This window comes from Pseudonocardia zijingensis (genome assembly GCF_042657305.1).
Classification (GTDB): domain Bacteria; phylum Actinomycetota; class Actinomycetes; order Mycobacteriales; family Pseudonocardiaceae; genus Pseudonocardia; species Pseudonocardia zijingensis.
This window is the reverse complement of record NZ_JBHSKO010000011.1, coordinates 135,191-154,652: the sequence shown is the minus strand read 5'-3', so window position 1 is coordinate 154,652 and position 19,462 is coordinate 135,191. Positions and strand designations below refer to the sequence as shown.

18 protein-coding genes are annotated in these 19,462 nt (G+C 74.2%); 3 read left to right on the top strand and 15 right to left on the bottom strand.

The window, feature by feature from the left end:
• Positions 1 to 14: 14 nt before the first annotated feature.
• Both ACFPL3_RS22135 and ACFPL3_RS22130 read right to left on the bottom strand, forming a co-directional pair.
• Positions 15 to 944 carry a helix-turn-helix domain-containing protein gene (locus tag ACFPL3_RS22135; RefSeq protein ID WP_343942523.1) on the bottom strand — a complete coding sequence of 310 codons (930 nt, stop codon included), beginning with the start codon at positions 942 to 944 and terminating at the stop codon, positions 15 to 17.
• 111 nt (positions 945 to 1,055) lie between these two features.
• Positions 1,056 to 1,280, bottom strand: coding sequence for a DUF397 domain-containing protein (locus tag ACFPL3_RS22130; protein WP_343942522.1), 225 nt, complete (start codon positions 1,278 to 1,280; stop codon positions 1,056 to 1,058).
• Positions 1,281 to 1,389: 109 nt separating this feature from the next.
• Between ACFPL3_RS22130 and ACFPL3_RS22125 the strand changes: the two genes are divergently transcribed.
• Positions 1,390 to 1,752, top strand: coding sequence for a hypothetical protein (locus ACFPL3_RS22125; protein WP_343942521.1), 363 nt, complete (start codon positions 1,390 to 1,392; stop codon positions 1,750 to 1,752).
• A gap of 1,335 nt (positions 1,753 to 3,087) precedes the next feature.
• On the opposite strand, the gene ACFPL3_RS22120 is transcribed toward ACFPL3_RS22125, so the two are convergent.
• The 8 genes from ACFPL3_RS22120 to araB form a co-directional block, all read right to left on the bottom strand.
• Entirely contained in the window at positions 3,088 to 4,662 is a 1,575-nt protein-coding gene (locus ACFPL3_RS22120) for an AMP-binding protein (RefSeq protein WP_343942520.1), read from the bottom strand.
• 71 nt (positions 4,663 to 4,733) lie between these two features.
• The gene (locus ACFPL3_RS22115) at positions 4,734 to 5,975 is read right to left on the bottom strand and encodes an NAD(P)/FAD-dependent oxidoreductase (RefSeq protein ID WP_343942519.1); all 1,242 of its coding nucleotides are present in this window, start codon (positions 5,973 to 5,975) and stop codon (positions 4,734 to 4,736) included.
• A gap of 3 nt (positions 5,976 to 5,978) precedes the next feature.
• Positions 5,979 to 6,917 (bottom strand): DMT family transporter, encoded by a 939-nt coding sequence (locus tag ACFPL3_RS22110; RefSeq protein ID WP_343942518.1) that lies wholly within the window; start codon positions 6,915 to 6,917, stop codon positions 5,979 to 5,981.
• 75 nt (positions 6,918 to 6,992) lie between these two features.
• Complete coding sequence (locus tag ACFPL3_RS22105; protein WP_343942517.1) at positions 6,993 to 8,762, bottom strand: serine/threonine-protein kinase; 1,770 nt, start codon at positions 8,760 to 8,762, stop codon at positions 6,993 to 6,995.
• Between the two features lie 68 nt (positions 8,763 to 8,830).
• The gene (locus ACFPL3_RS22100) at positions 8,831 to 9,820 is read right to left on the bottom strand and encodes an aldose epimerase family protein (protein WP_343942516.1); all 990 of its coding nucleotides are present in this window, start codon (positions 9,818 to 9,820) and stop codon (positions 8,831 to 8,833) included.
• 10 nt (positions 9,821 to 9,830) lie between these two features.
• Complete coding sequence (gene araA, locus ACFPL3_RS22095; protein ID WP_343942515.1) at positions 9,831 to 11,318, bottom strand: L-arabinose isomerase; 1,488 nt, start codon at positions 11,316 to 11,318, stop codon at positions 9,831 to 9,833.
• Positions 11,315 to 12,010: an L-ribulose-5-phosphate 4-epimerase gene (locus ACFPL3_RS22090; RefSeq protein WP_343942514.1), complete on the bottom strand. Its 696-nt coding sequence runs from the start codon at positions 12,008 to 12,010 to the stop codon at positions 11,315 to 11,317. The genes araA and ACFPL3_RS22090 overlap by 4 nt, the downstream gene beginning before the upstream one ends.
• Entirely contained in the window at positions 12,007 to 13,713 is a 1,707-nt protein-coding gene (gene araB / locus ACFPL3_RS22085; RefSeq protein ID WP_379589610.1) for a ribulokinase, read from the bottom strand. Before araB ends, ACFPL3_RS22090 begins: the two co-directional genes overlap by 4 nt.
• A gap of 263 nt (positions 13,714 to 13,976) precedes the next feature.
• Here araB and ACFPL3_RS22080 point away from each other — a divergent pair, with 263 nt between their 5' ends.
• Positions 13,977 to 14,192: a hypothetical protein gene (locus ACFPL3_RS22080; RefSeq protein ID WP_343942512.1), complete on the top strand. Its 216-nt coding sequence runs from the start codon at positions 13,977 to 13,979 to the stop codon at positions 14,190 to 14,192.
• Positions 14,193 to 14,206: 14 nt separating this feature from the next.
• Here ACFPL3_RS22080 and ACFPL3_RS22075 read toward each other — a convergent pair whose 3' ends face one another.
• A complete protein-coding gene (locus tag ACFPL3_RS22075; RefSeq protein ID WP_379589609.1) occupies positions 14,207 to 15,256 on the bottom strand; it encodes a LacI family DNA-binding transcriptional regulator in 1,050 nt (349 codons plus the stop codon).
• 61 nt (positions 15,257 to 15,317) lie between these two features.
• Here ACFPL3_RS22075 and ACFPL3_RS22070 point away from each other — a divergent pair, with 61 nt between their 5' ends.
• A complete protein-coding gene (locus ACFPL3_RS22070) occupies positions 15,318 to 15,524 on the top strand; it encodes a hypothetical protein (RefSeq protein ID WP_343942509.1) in 207 nt (68 codons plus the stop codon).
• 3 nt (positions 15,525 to 15,527) lie between these two features.
• Here the strand turns inward: ACFPL3_RS22070 and larA are convergent, their stop codons facing one another.
• From larA to ACFPL3_RS22050, 4 genes are read right to left on the bottom strand one after another with little or no spacing between them, the layout of a single operon-like run.
• The gene (gene larA, locus ACFPL3_RS22065) at positions 15,528 to 16,811 is read right to left on the bottom strand and encodes a nickel-dependent lactate racemase (RefSeq protein ID WP_343942508.1); all 1,284 of its coding nucleotides are present in this window, start codon (positions 16,809 to 16,811) and stop codon (positions 15,528 to 15,530) included.
• A complete protein-coding gene (locus ACFPL3_RS22060; protein ID WP_343942507.1) occupies positions 16,808 to 17,590 on the bottom strand; it encodes a 5-formyltetrahydrofolate cyclo-ligase in 783 nt (260 codons plus the stop codon). Before ACFPL3_RS22060 ends, larA begins: the two co-directional genes overlap by 4 nt.
• Positions 17,587 to 18,402, bottom strand: a complete 816-nt coding sequence (locus ACFPL3_RS22055) for an SDR family oxidoreductase (RefSeq protein WP_343942506.1) — start codon at positions 18,400 to 18,402, stop codon at positions 17,587 to 17,589. Before ACFPL3_RS22055 ends, ACFPL3_RS22060 begins: the two co-directional genes overlap by 4 nt.
• A 43-nt stretch (positions 18,403 to 18,445) precedes the next feature.
• Positions 18,446 to 19,366, bottom strand: a complete 921-nt coding sequence (locus tag ACFPL3_RS22050) for an NADP-dependent oxidoreductase (RefSeq protein WP_343942505.1) — start codon at positions 19,364 to 19,366, stop codon at positions 18,446 to 18,448.
• Positions 19,367 to 19,462: the final 96 nt, after the last annotated feature.

The window sequence follows — 19,462 nt, the reverse complement described above, 5'->3', positions numbered from 1 at the left end:
GTCTGCTGATGGCGTCAGATCTCCGCGCGGATCCTGGTGAGGATCTCCTCCGTGCGCTCCGGCTGCTCCACCTGCGCGCACAACCGGTCCATCACCGCGGCGTAGTGCTCCACGTCGGACCGCTTGTCGAGGTAGAGCGCGCTCGTGAGCTGCTCGAGGTAGACGATGTCGGGCAGGTCCGGCTCGGCGAACCGCAGGATCGCGAACGGCCCGCCCGCCGCGGCGTGACCGCCGTAGGAGAACGGCGCCACCTGCAGCGAGATGTTGGGCAGTTCGTTCATCTCGATCAGGTGCGTGAGCTGGGCGCGGCTCTGCTCGGGACCCATCATCGAACGCCGCAGCGCGGCCTCGTCGATCACGGCCCACAGCGTGGGCGGGTTCGGCCCGGTGAGCAGCGCCTGCCGCTGCATCCGCAGCTCCACCCGCCGCTCGACCTCCACCGGGTCGGTGTGGCCGAGCATCGTGACGGCCCGCGCGTAATCGCGCGTCTGCAGCAGACCGGGCACGAACTGCAGCTCGTAGTTCCGGATGACCGACGCGGCCTGCTCCAGCCCGAGGTAGGTCTCGAACCAGCTGGGCAGCAGGTCGGCGTAGCGGTGCCACCAGCCCGGCGTGTTGGCCTGGCGGGCCAGGTCGAGGAACTGGGCGCGCTCCGCGGGGTCCCGCACCCCGTAGCACGTGAGCAGGTCGGCGACGTCACGTTCCTTGAAGCCGACGCGCCCCAGCTCCAGGCGGCTGATCTTCGCGGGCGACGCGCGGATCGCCTCGCCCGCGCGCTCACGGGTGACGCCCGCGGCCTCGCGCTTGCGCCGCAGCGCCCCACCGAGGCCGATGCGGAGCACGGTGGGGCCCGTCGGGGCACCCTTCGGAGCCCGACCGGCGGCACGGTCGAGCGCGGACTGGTCTGCCGACCCGGACTCCGCGTCGTCGGGCACGACGATCATCAGGCTCCCCCGGGAGTGTGTCTTCAATGCGTTCACGTGCATGCGCACTGTAGTGAGCACTCTCACTCTGCCGTGCATCGGCACGTACGGCAAGCACGCGCAGATGCTCGTTCAGCAGGCGAGGTCGTCCAACTCCCCGCTCCGCGCCGCACGGACGAAATCGGCCACCGCGGCCCGCGTGCCCACCACGACCGGGCCGGTGGGGAACCGCGAGTTGCGCAGCGCAACGTTCCCACCAGCGAGAACAGCCAGCTCGACACAATTCCCGCTCGGGTTGCTCGCCGTGCTCTTGCGCCACTGCACGGTCTCGTAGTTGTCTGTCAATGCGAGATGCACGTGCAGATGCTCATGCACTGGCACTTGCGGATGCAAGTTAGACAGGCCACGATCAGGTGCGACAAGCGCCACCCGGTCGGGTGGCTGCGGCAGTGAACGGGGGAGCGGCATGAGTTACTCCTGGGGGGCGAGCCACAACACGGCGCGCACAGGAGGCGTCGCGTTCGAACGCACCGACGTCGCCATCCGCGGCATGAGCGCCCCACGCCCGTCCGGCTCCCTCCACGGGCAGCAGGCCGACACCGACGACAGCGTGCCCGAACAACAGCGCGTCGCCGACGAACTCGCCCCCATGGTCGAGGTCTGGCAGCGCCTCCTCGCCCAGCACGTCCCCGACCGCGCCGGTCGCTGCCGCACCTGCACCAAGGGCGGCACCGGCCTCCCCACCACCCCCTGGCCGTGCGTGATCCACGGCATCGCAGACATGGCCCGCCGCACCCACGACGCACAACGCAGCCGCGCCGCCTCCTAGGCCGCGCGTCGCAGGGCGCGCCCGCCCGCGCCCGGACCCCGCCCCGGCGATCACCACACCCGCCGGGTGCCGGGCGCCCCGGCGGGCCACCCCAGAACTCGCGGCCGCGGACCGTCATCGGAGCCGGTCCGCGGTCGTGCTCCTCCCGGGGGCGAGGTGTGCTCGCGGAGTGCGCTCGCCTCGCCGGGAGATCGCGGTGTCTTCTGGGGCCCAGCCCTCAGACCCCGGCCGGGGGCTCGCCCCCGGACCCCCATCCCCCGTGGGTGCGTTTCCTCGTTCGCTGCGGTGGGCGGATCGCCGCCTCGCGGTGTCTTCGGATCGAGCCGAACGTTGTTGTCCCGGCGGGGCTGGGGTGTGCTGCTCGAGCTGATCGCGGATCGTTGATCGGAGCGAGGCGTACGCCCGTGTGAGCGGGGCGGCGGTGTGGTGCTGGTGATCTCGATGGAGCCGGGTGAGGCGTACCTCGGTGCTGTTGTGGTCGCGGTGGGGTGCGGCTCGTGCCGGGTCGGCGGCAGGTGATGGCATGGCGGCCTCTGGGCGGTGGCGGCCGCCGTGGGGTGCTGCTCGCGAGGCGTACGTTTGTGCGGGCGGGGCGGCGGTGTGGTGCTGGTGATCTCGGTCGAGCCGGGTGAGGCGCACCTCGGTGCTGTTGTGGCTGCGGTGGCGTGCGGCTCGTGCCGGGTCGCCAGCAGTTCTGCTGCGGCCGCCTTCCGGCGGTGGCGGCTGCCGTGGCGTGCTGCTCGGTGTGATCATCGGCGCTGCGTCGGGGCGAGGCGTACGTCTGTGCGGGCGAGGCAGCGGTGTGGTGCTGGTGATCTTGAACATGCCGGGTGAGGCGTACCTCGGTGTCGCTGTGACCGCGGTGGTGTGCGGCTCGTGGCGGGTCGCCGGTAGTTGATTGGGGCGGGCCACCTTTGGGCGGTGGCGGCCGCGGGGGAGCGCTGTTCGCGAGGCGTACGTCTGTGTGGGCGGGTCCGCCGTGTGGTGCTGGTGATCTTGAACATGCCGGGTGAGGCGTACATCGGTGCTGTTGTGACCGCGGTGGTGTGCGGCTCGTGCCGGGTCGACGGCAGGTGATGGTGTGGGCCGCCTCCGGGCGGTGGCGGCCGGCGTGGCGCGCTGCTCGGTGTGATCGTCGGTGGCCCGTCTGGGCGAGGTGTGCGTCGGGTCCGCGGTGGTGTGCGGCTCGGGCAGCAGGCTGCTGTCGATCGGGGCGAGGCGTACGTCGGCGCACCTGGGGCGGCAGTGACGTGCTGGTGGTGCCGATCGAGGCGCGCGAGACGTACCTGCGGGCGGTGGTGGGTGCTGTGGTGTGCTGCCCGGGCGGGGGAGCGGTCAGCCGCGCCCGGCTGTCCGCTCCCGCAGGACGAAACGCTGCAGCTTGCCGGTGCTCGTGCGGGGGAGCGTGTCGACGAACTCGACGATCCGCGGGTACTTGTACGGCGCGATCGTCTGCTTGACGTGGTCCTGGAGGGCGGCGGCGTCGCGCGCGGCGCCCTCGCGCAGCACGACGAAGGCGGTGACGAGGGCGCCGCGCTCCTCGTCCGGGGTGGCCACCACCGCGCAGTCCACGACGTCCGCGTGGCCGAGCAGCGCCTGCTCGACCTCCGGGCCGGAGATGTTGTAGCCGGAGGAGACGATCATGTCGTCGCTGCGGGCCAGGTAGGTGAAGTAGCCGTCGGCGTCGCGCACGTAGGTGTCGCCCGTGTAGTTCCAGCCGCCGCGCACGTAGTTGCCCTGCCGGTCGCCGTCGAGGTAGCGGCACCCGGTGGGGCCCTTCACCGCCAGGTGGCCGGGGGTGCCGTCCGGCACCGGGTTGCCGTCGTGGTCGAGCACCGCGGCCCGGTAGCCGGGCACCGCGCGGCCGGTGCTGCCGGGCCGGATGTCGTCGTCGGCGGCCGAGATGAACACGTGCAGCATCTCCGTGGAGCCGATGCCGTCGATGATCCGCAGGCCGGTGGCGTCGTGCATCGCGTGCCACACGCTGGCGGGCAGCGTCTCGCCCGCGGAGACGAGCCGGCGCATGCCGGTCAGGCGGTCGACCTTGCCCGCCGCCAGGATCGCCCGGTACGCGGTGGGGGCGGTGAAGAGCACGGTGGCGCCGTGCTCGGCGACGGCGTCGGCGAGCTGCGGCGGCGTGACCCGGTCCAGCAGCACGATGCTCGCGCCGGCGCGCAGCGGGAACACCACCAGCCCGCCGAGCCCGAACGTGAACGCGATCGGCGGAGTGCCCGTGACGACGTCGGACGGCTCGATGCGCACCACGTGGCGCGAGAACGTGTCGGCGATCGCGAGCACGTCGCGGTGGAAGTGCATCGTGGCCTTCGGGCGCCCGGTGGTGCCGGAGGTGAAAGCCAGCAGCGCCACGTCGTCGGCGGCCGTGTCGACGGCGGTGAACGTGCCGTCGTGGGCCGCGCACAGGTGGGCGAGCTCGGCGTCCTCGCCGTACGGGACTGCGCGCAGGTCCGGCGGGACGTCCTCGAGGAAGGCGTGGTGCACCAGTGCGAGCGAGGGCCGGGCGAGCTCGGTGATCGTGTCGAGCTCGGTGCGCCGCAGCATCGGCATGGTCGCCACCGCCACGCCACCGGCCAGCAGCACGCCCAGCCAGCACGCCACCTGCCACGGCTCGTTGGGGCCGCGCAGCAGCACCCGGTTGCCCGGCACGAGGCCGAGATCCTGCGTGAGCACCGCGGCCACGCGGGCGGCCTGGCGGCGCAGCTGCCCGTAGGTCCACCCCACACCGGAACCGCGCACGCACGGGTGCTCGTCGGGCGGGCCCGCGAGCAGCTCGCGGGCGGCGTTGAGCTGCGGCGGGTACTGCAGTTCCGGCAGGTCGAACGTGAGCTCGGGCCATTGATCGCGGGGCGGCAGGTGATCGCGGCAGAACGGGTCCGTGTAGGCGCTGGGCATGGCGAACCTCCGGCGTCCGAGTATGCCGCTTTGGTGACGGTAGTCAAGACCACGCAATGCGCGGGCAGGTGTCAGACCTCGGCGAGGGAGACCGCGGGATCCGCCAGCCGGGCGGGGTCGACCCGCTCGCCGGAGCGCACGAGCCGCTCGACGTCCTCCGTGACGTCCCAGACGTTGACGTTCATCCCGGCGAGCACGCGCCCGTCGGCGAGCCAGAACGCGATGAACTCGCGGCCGGCGACGTCGCCGCGGAACACCACCCGCTCGTAGTCGCCCGGCCCGGCGAGACCGGAGTACTCCATGCCGAGGTCGTACTGGTCGGTGAAGAAGTAGGGAACGCGGTCGTACACGACCTCCTGGCCGAGCATGGAGCGGGCGGCGGCCGGGCCGCCGTGGAGCGCGTTGGCCCAGTGCTCGACGCGCACGCGGCGCCCCAGCAGCGGGTGCTGCACGTTCGCGACGTCGCCCGCCGCCCAGACGCGCGGGTCGGACGTGCGCAGCGACGCGTCGACCAGCACCCCGTCGTCGACGTCCAGGCCCGCGCCCCGGGCCAGCTCGACCGCCGGGGTGATCCCGATGCCCACCACCACGACGTCGGCGGGCACGGACGAGCCGTCGTCGAGCGTCACCGACGCGACGTGCCCGCCCGCGCCGACGATCTCGCGCACCCCCGTGCCGAGCCGCAGGTCCACGCCGTGGGCGACGTGCAGGTCGGCGAACACCTGCGCCACCTCGTCGCCGAGTACCCGGCGCAGGGGAAGCGCGTCGATCTCGACGAGCGTGACGGCGGCCCCGCGGGTGCGGGCCGCGGCCGCCACCTCGAGCCCGATCCAGCCCCCGCCCACGACCACGACCCGGGTGCCGTCGGTGAGCCGGTCGCGCAGCGCGTCGGAGTGCTCGATCCGGCGCAGGTAGTGAACGCCGGCCAGGTCGGCGCCGGGCACCGGCAGCTCGCGGACGACCGACCCCGTGGTGAGCAGCAGCGCGTCGTAGCCGATCCGCTCGCCGTCCACGAGGGAGACGGTGTGCGCGTCGCGGTCGATCGCCTCCACGCGCACCCCGGTGTGCAGCTCGATCCGCTGCTCGTCGTACCAGGCGCGGTCGTGGACGAAGACGGATCCGCGTTCGTCGCTGCCCAGGAGGTAGCCCTTCGACAGCGGGGGGCGCTCGTAGGGGAGTTCCGGCTCCTCGCCGAGCAGGACCACCCGCCCGGTGAAGCCCTCCTCGCGCAGCGTCTCCGCGGCCTTCGCGCCGGCGAGGCTCGCGCCGACGACGACGAACGTCCGGCCGTCCCGGGCGGTCGATCCGGTCATGGTTCACCTGCCCTGCCTCGAGTACCGAGACGTCCCATTCGAGCACGTGGACGGGTCTGCTGCCACCGGTTGCGGGGCGCGCACCCCGAGCACGAGCCCGGCGAGCACCAGCGCCGTGCCTGCCCACACGCCGGCGCCGGGCACGTGCGCGCCGAGCAGCACGCCGACCCCGGCCGCGGCCACCGGCGCCACCCCGGTCAGCAGGCCGGCCAGTGCGGAGCCCAGCCGCCCGACCGCGGAGTACCACAGCACGAACGCGATCGCGGTGAGGACCACCGCCAGGTAGGCGATCGCGACCAGGTGCGCGCCGCGCAGCGAGGTGAGCGCCGCGGGGTCCTCTGTGGCCGCCGCGAGCACGCCCAGCTGTGCGGTGGCGATCCAGCAGGTGTGCACCGACACGCCCCACGCCCCGTGCCGCCGCAGCACGGGCACGGCGAGCAGGGTGAACCCGACCTCGCAGGCCAGCACCGTGGCCGCCCAGCCCAGGCCGGCGAGGTCGGTGCGTCCACCGGTCTGCACGAGCACCGCCCCGGCCGTGACGACCAGCGCGGCGAGCACGGTGCTCCGGGCCGGTCGCCCGCCCTCCAGCAGCGGGCCGACGAGCGCGAGCACCACCGGGACGCACGCGACGGCGACCCCGATCGCGGCGGGCTCGGCGTGCTCCGAGCCGCGCACGAGCGCCACGTTGAACAGCACGAGCCCCAGGGCGGCCACGCCGAGGAGCCACAACCACTCGGTGCCGCGCGGCATCCGGATCGGCACCCGTGCGGCGCGGGCCAGGGCGAGCAGCAGCAACGACGCCGCGGCGTAGCGGATCGCCTGCACGGTGAACAGCGGCGCGTCGGCGAGCACACCGGACACGGCGACGCTGCCGCCGACGCTCGCCATCGCCACGGAGCCCATGGCGAGGGCGCCGGTCCTGGTCTCGGTTCGGATCGTCATGGACCCCAGGCTGGCCCGGTAATGGTCCTCGCCGGAGGTCCATTCAGAGCCGGGCCTGTGGGTCCAATGAGCGCGCTACGGCGCCTTCGGCAGGCGCTGGACGGCGGCCGTGGCGACTTCCTGGCCGAGCACGCACGGGTCGGGGACCGGGGCGGGCTGGTCGACCTTCACGACCAGCAGCTCCTGCGCCGGGTCCCCGTTCGGGCGGGTGTAGGGGCCGTAGGCGATCGTGACGTCGCACCCGGCGGCGTCCGCGTCCGGCTGCACGGCGGCGTCGCGGCCCGCGATCCGTACCCGCCGACCGGCCTCCGGCCGGATCTCGTTGTCGCGGTCGTAGGTGACCACGATGGACGCGCCGGTGGTCGCGTTCTCCCAGTCGCAGTCCCAGCCGGCGTAGCCGGGGTCGGCCTCGGCGGTCTCCAGGCTCGGCACCCGCGTGACGACGGCCCGGTCGAGCAGCCCGCAGGCGTCGACCGTGGCGATCGACCGGGCGGGGAAGGCGGCCGGGCGGCGGGGCACCGAGCCGCTGGCGAGCACGATGAGCGCCGTGTCGGTGGCGACGTCGGCCACCGCGCACGGCTCCGGGCCGGCTCCCACCAGGAGCTGGCCGACGACGCGGATGTCGTGGCCGTCGGTGAGCCGCAGCGTGCGGACGCACTCGGCGACGGTGCCCGGGGCTGCGGGGGTGGGGGCGCCGCGCACGAGCAGCAGGCCGTCGCGCTGCTCGACCTCGCCCTGCGGCGGGGCCGCGCTGGCCGCGGACAGCTGCAGCCGGGCCACGGCCCGGTCGGCCCCGTTCTCGATGTAGACGTCGCAGCGGTCGAAGTTCCCGCCGTCGGTCTCGAGGATGGTCTTGCCGAAGCGCTTGAGGTGGTCGGTGCTCAGCAGCGCGCACGGGTCGGCCGTGGCGGGATCGCCGAGCGTGGGGCCCGGGCCCGTGGCCACCAGCTCCGGGTTGCTGCTCGGCCACGCGACCAGCCCCACGCCGACCAGCGCCAGCACGACGACCGCTGCCGCCGCGACCCACAGCCACCGCTTGCGGGAGCCCCCGCCGCCGGCGTCACCGCCGCCGCGCGCCACCTCGCCGAGCAGCTGGGCGGCCTCGGCCGCCGTGGGCCGTTCGCGCGGCCTGCTCTCCAGCATGCGGGTGAGCACCGGCCCCAGCGCCCCCGCCCGCCGCGGCGGGTCGACGACCCCCTTCATCGCGGCGGCACGGGTCTGCTCGGGGGTTCCGTCGCCCCACGGGGGCCTGCCCTCCACCGCGGCGTACAGCGTGGCCCCGAGGGAGAAGACGTCGGCCTGCGGGCCGCCCTCCATCCCGTTCACCACCTCGGGGGGCAGGTAGGTCGGCGACCCGTGCGGGGTGGGGATCCCGAAGCCGGTGAGGAAGACCTGGTCGCCAGACCCGACGAGCACGGTGCGCGGCGACACACCACCGTGCAGGACACCGAGGCCGGGGGAGTGGGCGTAGGCCAGCGCGCCGGCCACCTGCGCGCCGATCGCGGCGGCGCGGGTGGGCGGGATCGGCCCGCTGCTCGTGAGCTCGGCGAGGCTCGGGGCCCCCACGAACCGCGTGACCACCCACGGATCGCCCTCGTGCTCCACCAGCCCGTGCACCGATGCGATGTTCGGGTGGTCGAGCAGCGAGGCGATGCCCACCTCGCCGCGCAGCCGCCCCCGGACGCGTTCCCGCTGGTCGGGCGGCATCTGCGACAGCCGCACGCGGGTCAGGGCGACCACCGCCTCCGACCCCTGTTCGGTCGCGCGCCACACCTCGCCCGTGGCGGCAGAGCCGCTCTCGGCGTCGAGGCGGTAGCGCCCGGCGATCAGGTCACCACGCTTCACCGTGTCTCCCCCTGCACCTTGCCGATCCGGCGCACGTTATCTGACGACGCCGGACGGGCTCGCCGCGGCTACTCGGTGGAGAACGTGAAGACCGTCCGGGCGACGTAGCGCTCCCCGGGCCGCAGCACCGCCGACGGGTAGTCCGGGTGGTTCGGTGCGTCCGGCAGCCCCTGCGCCTCCAGGCAGAACGCGTCGCTCTGGCGGGCGGTGATCCCGTCGCGCAGCACGAGGGTGCCGCCCAGCATGTTGGCCGTGTAGAACTGCACGCTCGGCTGGTCGGTCTGCAGCTCGATCGTGCGGCCGGTGCGCGGCTCCACCACCCGGGCCGCCGGGCGCAGCTCGCCCGGGGCGCCGTCGATCACGTACGCGTGGTCGTAGCCCCGCACCGCCGTGAGCAGCGGGTGGCCCTCCCGGATCCGGGCGCCGATGCGGGCCGGGGAGCGGAAGTCCAGCGGGGTGCCCTCCACCGGCACCGGCGGGCCGGTCGGCAGGGAGCGGTCGTCCACCGGCAGCACGCGCGTGGCGTGCAGCTGCACCTCGTGGTCCTCCGCGGTGCCGCCGCCCGCGAGGTTCCAGTAGGCGTGGTTGGTGAGGCTGAGCACGGTGGGGGCGTCCGTGGTGGCGGTGTAGGTGATCGAGAGCGCCGGCCCGTCGACGGCGTAGGTCACGGCCGTCTCCAGCGTGCCGGGGAAGCCGTTGTCGCCGTCCGGGCTGGTGTGGCGCAGCGTGACCGACGCCCCGTCCGGGCCGTCGGTGGCCCAGTCGTAGGAGTCGAAGCCCTTCGGCCCGCCGTGCAGCGCGTTCTCGCCCTCGTTCGGCGGGATGCGGTACTCCACCCCGTCGAGCGTGAACCGCGCCCCCGCGATCCGGTTCGCGTAGCGCCCCACGCTCGCACCCAGGTAACCGGACGCGTTCCGGTAGGCGTCGAGGTCGGGGAGGGCGAGGGTGACCTCGTCCCACCGGCCGTCGCGATCCGGGGTGCGGACCGAGACGATCCGCGCCCCGTAGGTGATCACGCCGACCTCGAGCGTGCTGCTGCGCAACCACATGACGTCCATGGCCACTCCTCTACAGCCCCCCGGCCAGCCGGTAGTACGCCTGGTTCCACCGCAGCTCCTGCCGGAACCGCCGGACCTGGGTGTCGGCGTCGATCACGACGAGCTCGGTGCGGGCGAACTCGGCGAGGTCGGCGACCTCGCCGGTGGACAGCGCCGTGGACAGCACCGTGTGGTGCGGCCCGCCCGCCATGATCCACGTCTCCGCGGACGTGGCGAGGTCGGGTCGAGGCTCCCACACCGCGCGGGCGACCGGCAGGTTCGGCAGCGGTTCGTCGGCGGGCACGACGTCGATCTCGTTGAGCACGAGCCGGAACCGGTCGCCCATGTCCGACATGCCGACGACGAAGCCCTCGCCCGGCGCGGTGTCGAACACCATCCGCACCGGGTCCTCGCGGTTGCCGATGCCCAGCGGGTGGATCTCGACGCGCGGGGTGCCCGCCGCGATCGACGGGCACACCTCCAGCATGTGGGCGCCCAGCACCTTCGGGGTGCCCGGGCCCAGGTGGTAGGTGTAGTCCTCCATGAACGAGGTGCCGCCGGGCAGGCCCTCCGCGGCGACCTTGAGCGTGCGCAGCAGGGTGGCGGTCTTCCAGTCACCCTCGCCCGCGAACCCGTAGCCCTCGGCCATGAGCCGCTGCACGGCGAGCCCGGGGAGCTGGCGCAGCGCGCCGAGGTCCTCGAAGTTCGTGGTGAACGCCTTCGCGCCGGTGCGCTCGAGCAGCGCGCGCAGGCCCAGCTCGATGCGCGCGCCGTAGCGCAGCGACTCGTGCCGCTCCCCGCCGCGGCGCAGCTCAGGCACGACCTCGTAGCGCTCCTCGTACTCGGCGACGAGGCGGTCGACCTCGCCGTCGAGGCTCGCGTGCACGGCGTCGGCGAGGTCGGTGACCGCGTAGCCGTTGACGGTGACGCCCCAGCGCCACTGCGCCTCGGTGCGGTCCCCCTCGGTGACGGCGACGTCGCGCATCGTGTCGCCGAAGCGCGCGAGCTTCAGCGAGCGGATCTCCGCCCAGCCCTTCGCCGCCCGCGTCCACACCGCGGTCTCGCGCTGCACGCGCGCGTCCGAGACGTGCCCGGCCACGATCTTGCGGATCACCCCGAGCCGGGCCTGGACGTACCCGAACTCCCGGTCGCCGTGGGCGGCCTGGTTCAGGTTCATGAAGTCCATGTCGATGGTGGCCCACGGCAGCTCGCGGTTGGCCTGCGTGTGCAGGTGCAGCAGCGGCTTCTGCAGGGCGTCGAGACCGTGGATCCACATCCGCGCCGGCGAGAACGTGTGCATCCACGCGATCACACCGATGCAGTGCGGGTCGGCGTTCGCCGCGAGCATCACCTGGTGGATGCCCTCGCTGCTGGTGAGCACCGGCTTCCAGGACAGCTCGACGGGCAGGGCCGCCCCGAGCTCCTTGGCGATCTCCTGGGACTGCTCCGCGACCTGCTGCAGCGTCTCCTCGCCGTAGAGGCCCTGGCTGCCCGTCAGGAACCAGACCTGCGCCGTCACCTGCGTCCCCCCTGCTGGCCGTAGACGTTCTGGTACCGGTCGTAGAGCGCGTCGACGTCGTCCTGCGGGATCGGGACGAGCGGGCCCATCTGGCGGGCGATGAACGTGGAGCGCGCCACGTCCTCGCACATCACGGCCGCCTTCACCGCCGCCTTCGCGTCCGGGCCGATCGAGAACACACCGTGGTTCTTCATGATCACGGCGCGCGAGCGGTGGCCCGACAGCGTCTCGACGATGCCGCGCCCGATCGCGTCGTCACCGATGCGGGCGAACGGGCCGAGCGGGATCGGGCCGCCGAACTCGTCGGCCATCGCCGTGAGCGTGCAGGGGATCTCCTCGCCCAGCGCCGCCCACGCGCTCGCGTAGTTCGAATGCGTGTGCACCACGCCGCCGACCGCGGGCATGTGCCGGTAGACGTAGGCGTGCGCCTCGGTGTCGCTCGAGGGGGAGTAGTCGCCCTCGACGAGGCGGCCGTGCAGGTCGCAGACGACCATCCGGTCGGCCGTGAGGTCGTCGTAGGAGACCCCGCTCGGCTTGATGACCATGAGGTCGTGGCCGGGGACGCGGGCCGATACGTTGCCCGCCGTCCACACGACCAGTTCGTAGCGCACCAGCACCGCGTGCAGGGCGGCGACGCGTTCGCGCAGCTCGTCGACGGTGGCTTTCGCGGACTCGGGGACGGCAGAGGTCACTTGCTCACCGCTTCCCGTCGGATCGCGCGCAACCGGTGCAGAACATCGTTCTCTCCTCGTCCGAAGTAGTCGTGCAGGCGGCGGTACTCGGCGTAGAGCGCGTCGTAGGCGCGGGCCCGCTGCGGGTCGGGGGTGTAGGCGTTGCGGTGGGAGCCGCCCATCGCGGCGGCGGCGGCGCGGACGTCCGGGTACGCCCCGGCCGCGACGGCGGCGTGGATCGCGGCGCCGAGCGCGGGGCCCTGCTCGGACACGATCGTCGAGAGAGGCATGTCGCAGACGTCGGCGTAGAGCTGCATGAGGAACCGGTTCTTCAGCAGCCCGCCCGCGACCACCAGCTCCCGCACCGGCACCCCGGAGGCCTCGAAGGCCTCGATGATCGTCCGCGTGCCGAACGCGGTGGCCTCCAGCAGGGCGCGGTAGGTGTGCTCGGGCCGGGTGGCGAGCGTCTGCCCGACGATCACGCCCGACAGCTCGTGGTCGACGAGCACCGACCGGTTGCCCGAGTGCCAGTCCAGCGCGACCAGGCCGTGCTCGCCCACCTGCTGCTGCGCGGCCAGCTCCGTGAGCAGGTCGTGCACGTCGATGCCGCGCTCGGCGGCCCGCTGGTGGTACTCCGGCGGCACCGACGTCTCGACGAACCAGCCGAAGATGTCGCCGACGCCGCTCTGCCCGGCCTCGTAGCCCCACGTCCCGCGCAGGACGCCGCCGTCGACCACCCCGCACATGCCCGGCACCTCGGCGAGCCGCTCGCCCAGCATCACGTGGCAGGTCGACGTGCCCATGATCGCCACCAGCTGGCCGGGTTCGAGGGCGTTCGCGGCCGGGACGGTGGCGTGCGCGTCGAGGTTGCCGACGGCCACCGCGATGCCCTCGGGCAACCCGGTCCAGGCCGCCGCCTCCGCGGTGAGCCCGCCGGCGCGCTCGCCGAGCTGGGCGATCGGGTGCTCGAGCTTGTCGCTGACGAAGTCGGCGAAGTCCGGGTTCAACGCCGCGAGGTAGTCGCGGTCGGGATGGCGACCGTCCTGGTAGATGCCCTTGTAGCCCACGACGCAGGCGTTGCGGACGTACGTGCCGCTCAGGCGCCAGATGATCCAGTCGGCCGCCTCGACCCAGCGCTCGGTGCGCGCGTAGACCCCGGGGTCCTCCTCGAGCAGCTGCAGCGCCTTCGCGAACTCCCACTCGCTGGAGATCCGGCCGCCGTAACGGGCCAGCCAGGCCTCCCCGCGCTCCGCGGCGACCCGGTTGATCCGGTCGGCCTGCCCCTGCGCGGCGTGGTGCTTCCACAGCTTCGGGTATGCGTGCGGGCGGTAGGCGAACTCGGGCAGCTCGCACAGCGGCGTGCCGTCGGTGAGCGTCGGCAGCACGGTCGACGCCGTGAAGTCCGTGGCGATGCCGATCACGTCGCGCGGGTCGACGCCCGCCGCGGCCACGGCCTTCGGCACGGCGACCTTGAGCACCTCGATCCAGTCGCCGGGCATCTGCAGCGCCCAGTCGGGCGGCAGGGCGGCCCCGGTGGCGGGCAAGGTGTGGTCGACGACCCCGTGGGGGTAGGGGTGCACGGCGCTCGCCAGCTCGGCGCCGTCGGACACGCGGACGACCACCGCGCGCCCGGACAGCGTGCCGAAGTCGATGCCGACGGTCACGGCGCCCTCGGGCTGCTTCGGGTGGGGCGCGGGCGGGCTCGGTGCGGGCGTACTCGGCACGGTGCTCACTCCCGTCGAACGGCGTTGTTAGCGCTCACAATCGCGGTGGGTCGGCGGGTTGTCAAGACGGGTGGGAGCAACTCCTCTGATATCACGCCGCGCGGGCCGGCTGCGGCCGCCGATGGGGCCGCGGCGCCGGGGTGGTCCTCGGTGGTGCTGGCACATCGGTTGTGGGGCTGGCACATCGGTTGCAGTCGGTGTGTGAGGGCCGGTGGGCGTGTGTCAGCGCGGGTGCGGGCGGCCTGGGCGGATAGTCGGGGGGCATGGACCGTCCGGAGCGCCCAGGCCCGCGGCGGTGGTTCCCAGCCCGACCGCGGGGGCGGTTCGGGTTCTGGGGGCCCGTGCCGTACTACTCGACGCGCATCCGCCGCGGGACGGACGTGTCGGTGGGTGGCTGCGGGTGCTGCCTGCCGATCCCGCTGTTCGTGATCGTCGCCGCCGTGGCCGGCCTGCGCGCCGTCGTGCGGCGCCTGCGCTGACGCGGGCGGCGTCCTCAGCGCGCCGGGCCGGTGCTGCGGCGCAGGACGAGGTCGGTGGGCACCAGGTCGGTGCCCGGGCCGGGGCCGAAGTTCTCCGCCTCGTCCGGCCGGATGATGTCCAGCAGCAGGCGGACGGCACGCCGGCCGGCCTCGGGGAAGTGCTGGCGCACCGTGGTGAGCGGCGGGCGGAAGAACTCCGCCTCCGGCACGTCGTCGAACCCGATGAGGCTCACGTCCTGCGGCACGCGCCTGCCGGCTTCGTCGAGCGCGCGCAGGGCGCCGAGCGCCATGTGGTCGTTGGCGGCGAAGACGGCGGTGAGGTCCGGGTCGGCGGCGAGGAGCCGCTGCATGGCGGCGAAGCCGGAGCGGGCGCTCCAGTCGCCGGCCTCGGGGGTGGTGAGCGGCGCCCCGGCCTCGACGAGCGCGTCCTGCCAGCCCTCGACGCGCCAGCGGGCGTCCAGCCAGTCGGCGGGGCCGGCGACGTGGTGGACGGTGCGGTGGCCGAGGTCGAGCAGGTGGCGGGTGGCGCGGGCGGCGCCGCCGCGCTGGTCGATGCCGATCGCGGGCACGGACGGCACCTCGCCGCGGCCACCGCCGCCGAGCAGGCCGCCGACGAACACGGTGGGGACGGGCCGCAGCTTCGCGGTGAGCACGTCCACGGCGTCGAGCTGGGCGGCCAGGGCGACGACGCCCTCCACGGACTGGTCCTGCAGCCGCATCAGGGCGCGTTCCACGGCCTCGGAGCTGATGCGCTCGACCACCGCGATGCTGACGCCCATGCCGACGGTGCTGGCGGCCTGCTCGATGCTGTAGAGGGTGCTGACCGGGCCGTAGAGCACGGTGTCGAAGGTGATCACGCCGAGGGCGCCGGACCGGCGGGTGGCGAGGGCCCGCGCCACGGCGTTGCGGCGGTAGCCGAGCTCCTCCATCGCGGCGAGCACGCGGGCCCGGGTGGGCTCGCTGACGTGGGGGGAGCCGTTGACGACGCGGGACACGGTCTGGTGGGACACGCCGGCCAGCCGTGCGACGTCGGTCATCACGGGCGCCTGTGCGGGTTCCACCATGGCGCACATGCTCGCACGTGCGGGCCCTGCGCGAACCGAGCCGAGATGACAGGCTTCGGGTATGGCTGACGAGCAATGGTTCTACTGCCTGAAGCACGGCACGGTGGAGCCCGTCGAGGGCTGCCGTGCGGCCGACCGGCTCGGGCCGTACCCGGACCGGGAGACCGCGGCGCGGGCGCTGGAGATCGCGCGGGAGCGCACGGAGGCCGCCGACCGGGCCGACCGCGAGTGGGCGGAGAAGGGATCGGACCGCGATCCCAACCGCTGAGCCTCAGGCGGGGTAAGGGATCGTCTGCGGTCCCTCGGGCAGCACGCAGACGCGCGCGTCGGGCCCGGCGGCGGCGAGCGCCTCGGCCACGGTGCCCGCGATGTCGCCGGTCTGTTCGAGGTGGGCGGCGGCGAGGGCCTCGTCGGACAGGTACGACGTGTGCATCACCACCCGGGCCAGGCTCTGGACCTTGGCCTGCACCTGCACCTGCCACTGGTCGGGCACGGTCTGCGGACGGGCCTCGATCGCGTCGAGCAGGGCTCGCGGCGACGGCGCGGACACCAGGACGTCCCGGTACGAGCCGTGGTCGGGGAAGCCGTCGCGGCACTCGGCGGCGCAGACGATCGTGCCGCCGTCGCGCACCACCGTGGCGCCCGCCGACATGCCCTTCACCGCCTGGTAGAGGTTCTGGTCGAGCGGGAAGCCCGCGTTGGTGGTGACGACCACGTCGAACCGGCCGTCCACCGGGCGCATCGCGAGGCGCTTGGCCGCCTCCCGCGCGGCGGCGTGCATCGCGAAGAGCTCGCCGCCGAACGCCTCGACGATCTGCTGCTCGCGGTTGAGCACGACGTCGAGCGCGAAGTCGACCCGGCCGACGGCGCCGACGACGGCGCGGATGTCGTCGTGCACCGGGTTGCCCTCGCACACCGCCCAGGTGGCCTGCGGGTGCCCGATGCGGCGGGCGTCGTGCAGGGTGAGCACGGTGTCGAGCCCGGCGAGGCCGGGGGCCACGAGCTTCGGGCCGCCGCTGAAGCCCGCGAAGAAGTGCGGCTCGACGAACCCGGTGGTGATCCGCAGGTCGGCCTCCACCCAGTGCCGGTCGAGCCACACCGGTACCCCGTCGCCGTGGGTGCCGAGGTGCACGAGCGACGACGGGTCGCGCGCGTCGTGGTTGACCACGCTGACGGCGTCGACGACCGCGTCGCCGAGCATCGCCCGCAGCTCGGCGTCGGTGTTGCCCCGGTGCGTGCCGGTGGCGACGAGGATGACGACGTCGTCGAGATCGACGATCCCGTCGAGCTCCTCCAGCACGGCCGGGATCATGAGGTGCCGCGGCTGGGCGCGGGTGCCGTCGCACATCGAGATCGCGACCTTCTGGCCCGGCCGGGCGATCTCGCGCAGCGGCGGGCCGGCCACCGGCTCCCGCAGGGCGCTGCGCAGCACGTCGCGCTGGTCGGCCGCGCCCGGCACGTAGACCGGCTCCACCACGGTGGTCCGCTCGGCCGGCAGGTCCACCGCCAGGCCGTTCTCGCCGTACGCGAGCCGCACGCGTGTGGTGCCCGTCATCGGACCGCTCCCTCCTGGAGCGCCCGCAGCAGCGGGATCGCCCCGATCTTCTCCGGTGTGAGCTCGGACCAGCGGATGCCCTCGACCGGCCGGGGGCCCCGCCGCTCCCGGCAGTCGATCACCCGGTCCGGGGTGACGACGAGGTCGACCGGCGCGTCGTGCGGCGCGGTCGGGATCGCCCCGGCGGGGCGGACCTGCAACTCGTGCACCGTGGTGACCACGAGCGTGTCGGGGCCGACGAGCCCGGCCGCCGTGGCGAGCGCGAACTCCAGGTCGGCGAACCCGCCGCCCTTGCCCAGCCGGGCGCCGTCCTCGCCCACGGCGACGCACCCGCTCACGACGAGGTCGACGGGTTCCAGGTCGGCAACCGCCACCCGGCGCGCCGAGCGCGTGGCCCCGGCGATGGAGGCGGCGCGCCGCGGCGGGTCGGCCAGGTGGTCGGGGTCGAGCAGGAAGAACGGTTCGGGCTCGGCGAGGCGCGGCACCGCCATGTAGACGGTCTTGCCGTCCTCGAGCGCCCGCTGCCGCACCGGCAGCTGCGCGGAGTCCGGGTTGGCCTTGACGGTGGCGGCCGCCGCCCACGCGTCCGTCCCGGCCAGCCGCCGGGCCGCGGCCTCGGCGCCGGTGAAGTTCGAGATCCGGTTGCGGGCTCCCGGGAAGCGCGCCACCCCGGCCTCCGACAGCGCCGTCCACACCTCGTCGCGCAGCGCCGCCTTCGCCGCGAGCAGCTGCGGGTCGCCGCCCGCGTCGTGGTCGTGGCGCCTGCTCCGGCCGGTCACGACCCCGCGACCCGACGGCGGTCACCCTGTGCGCGCAGGCGGGCGAGCACCGGCAGGCCCACCCGGGGCAGAGCGCCCGCGATCCGCATCGCGCCGGAGCGGTAGCCCGGGATCGACCGCACGATCCGGCGCCCGTCGAGCAGACCCATCGCGGCGTCGGCCACCGCGGTGGGCGTGAGCAGCGAGCGCTGGGAGAACAGGAGCGCGGTGTCCGGGCTCTCCTGCTCGTCGCGCACGAGCGCGGTGTCGGCCGCGTCCGGGCAGAGCGCGTGCGCGCGGACCGGCACCCCCGCGATGGCCAGCTCGCCCTGCAGGCTGGTGGTGAAGCTGAGCACCGCCGCCTTCGTGGCCGCGTAGACGGCGAGCCCGGGCACCGGCCCGTGCGACGACATCGATGCGATGTTGAGCAGGTGCCCGCCGTGCTCGCGCATCGCCTCGACGGCCGCGCGGGAACCGTGGACGACGCCCAGCAGGTTGACCTCGACCTGCAGCGTGACGTCCTCCTCGGGCTGCTCCCACGCGCGGCCCGCCCGCAGGACGCCCGCGTTGTTGACCCACACGCCCACGGGGCCGAGCTCGGCCGCGGCGGCCGCCACCCGGGCGTGGTCGGCGGGCACCCGGGCGTCGGCGGGCACCGCGGCCACGCCCAGCTCACCGGCCGTGGCCGTGACCGCGCCCGCGTCCAGATCGGTGATCAGCACCCGGTGGCCGCGCGCCACGAGCCTGCGGGCGATCTCGCGGCCGAAGCCGCGGGCGGCTCCGGTGACGACGGCGACGGAGTTCCCGGCCGTGGGGTTGCGTGCGGTGGACACGGGAACACCCTGCCACCCCGGTCCGCGCGCGGCGCGCCGGGCGTCACGGCAGCAGGACGATCTTCCCGCGGGTGCGGCGCCGCATGAGCTGCCGGTACGCCTCGCGGACCTCGGTGAGCGGGTAGGTCGCCGCCACCGGGACGTCGAGCTCGCCCGCCGCCACGAGCTTCGCGAGCTCGTCGAGGACCTCGGGACGGGCCCCTTCGGCGTTGCCCGCGGTCCGGACGCCGGTGCGTGCCGCGGCCGCGAAGTCGATGACCGTGTCGATCCGGTCCGGCGCGACCCCGAGGGCGAGCGCGAGGTCGACGTAGCCGGAGCCGAACGTGTCGACGAACGCGTCCACACCGGCGGGCGCGGCGGCCCGGATGCGGTCGGCGACCCCGTCGCCGTGGGCCACGGGGACAACGCCGTGGTCGGCCAGCCAGTCGTGGTTGGCCGCGCTCGCCAGCCCGATCACGGTGGCCCCGGCCCGCCGGGCGAGCTGCACCGCGATCGAGCCGACACCCCCCGCCGCACCGGCCACGACGAGCGTGTCGCCCGGGCCGGCGCCGACCGCGTGCACGGCCGCGTGGGCCGTGGTCCCGGCGACGAACAGGGCGCCGCCGACCTTCCACGGCACCTCTGGGTCGCGGCGCACCAGGTGCTCGGCGGGCACCACGGCGAGCTCGGCGTGGCTGGACCGGGTGTCCACCCAGCCGATCACCTCGTCGCCCACCGCCCACGTGGGCACGCCCGCGCCGACGGCCTCGATGCGCCCGGCGAGGTCGCTGCCCTGCCCGGACGGGAAGCGCGCGGGGAAGCGGTCGTGGAACGCGCCGAGGCGGATCGCGTTCTCCCCGGGGTTGATGCCGGCCGCGCGGACGCGGACCAGCACCTCGCCGGGTCCCGGCTCCGGCCGCGCCACCTCCCGGACCTGGAGCACGTCGATGTCGCCGTACTCGTCGAACTGCACTGCCAGTGCCATGTCGCCGCTCCTTCTCGTGGTGTGAACACCACCCAGGAAACCCGTGGCGCGTGCGGTCATCCATGCTGGATCGGCGCGAAAAGATATGGGATCGTC

Excerpts from the sequence above, each read along its gene's own strand:
- ACFPL3_RS22135 (WP_343942523.1), bottom strand. The coding sequence starts at position 944 with ATGATCGTCGTGCCCGACGACGCGGAGTCCGGGTCGGCAGACCAGTCC.
- ACFPL3_RS22125 (WP_343942521.1), top strand. The coding sequence starts at position 1,390 with ATGAGTTACTCCTGGGGGGCGAGCCACAACACGGCGCGCACAGGAGGC.
- ACFPL3_RS22120 (WP_343942520.1), bottom strand. The coding sequence starts at position 4,662 with ATGCCCAGCGCCTACACGGACCCGTTCTGCCGCGATCACCTGCCGCCC.
- ACFPL3_RS22115 (WP_343942519.1), bottom strand. The coding sequence starts at position 5,975 with ATGACCGGATCGACCGCCCGGGACGGCCGGACGTTCGTCGTCGTCGGC.
- ACFPL3_RS22110 (WP_343942518.1), bottom strand. The coding sequence starts at position 6,917 with ATGACGATCCGAACCGAGACCAGGACCGGCGCCCTCGCCATGGGCTCC.
- ACFPL3_RS22100 (WP_343942516.1), bottom strand. The coding sequence starts at position 9,820 with ATGGACGTCATGTGGTTGCGCAGCAGCACGCTCGAGGTCGGCGTGATC.
- ACFPL3_RS22080 (WP_343942512.1), top strand. The coding sequence starts at position 13,977 with ATGGACCGTCCGGAGCGCCCAGGCCCGCGGCGGTGGTTCCCAGCCCGA.
- ACFPL3_RS22075 (WP_379589609.1), bottom strand. The coding sequence starts at position 15,256 with ATGGTGGAACCCGCACAGGCGCCCGTGATGACCGACGTCGCACGGCTG.
- ACFPL3_RS22070 (WP_343942509.1), top strand. The coding sequence starts at position 15,318 with ATGGCTGACGAGCAATGGTTCTACTGCCTGAAGCACGGCACGGTGGAG.
- larA (WP_343942508.1), bottom strand. The coding sequence starts at position 16,811 with ATGACGGGCACCACACGCGTGCGGCTCGCGTACGGCGAGAACGGCCTG.
- ACFPL3_RS22050 (WP_343942505.1), bottom strand. The coding sequence starts at position 19,366 with ATGGCACTGGCAGTGCAGTTCGACGAGTACGGCGACATCGACGTGCTC.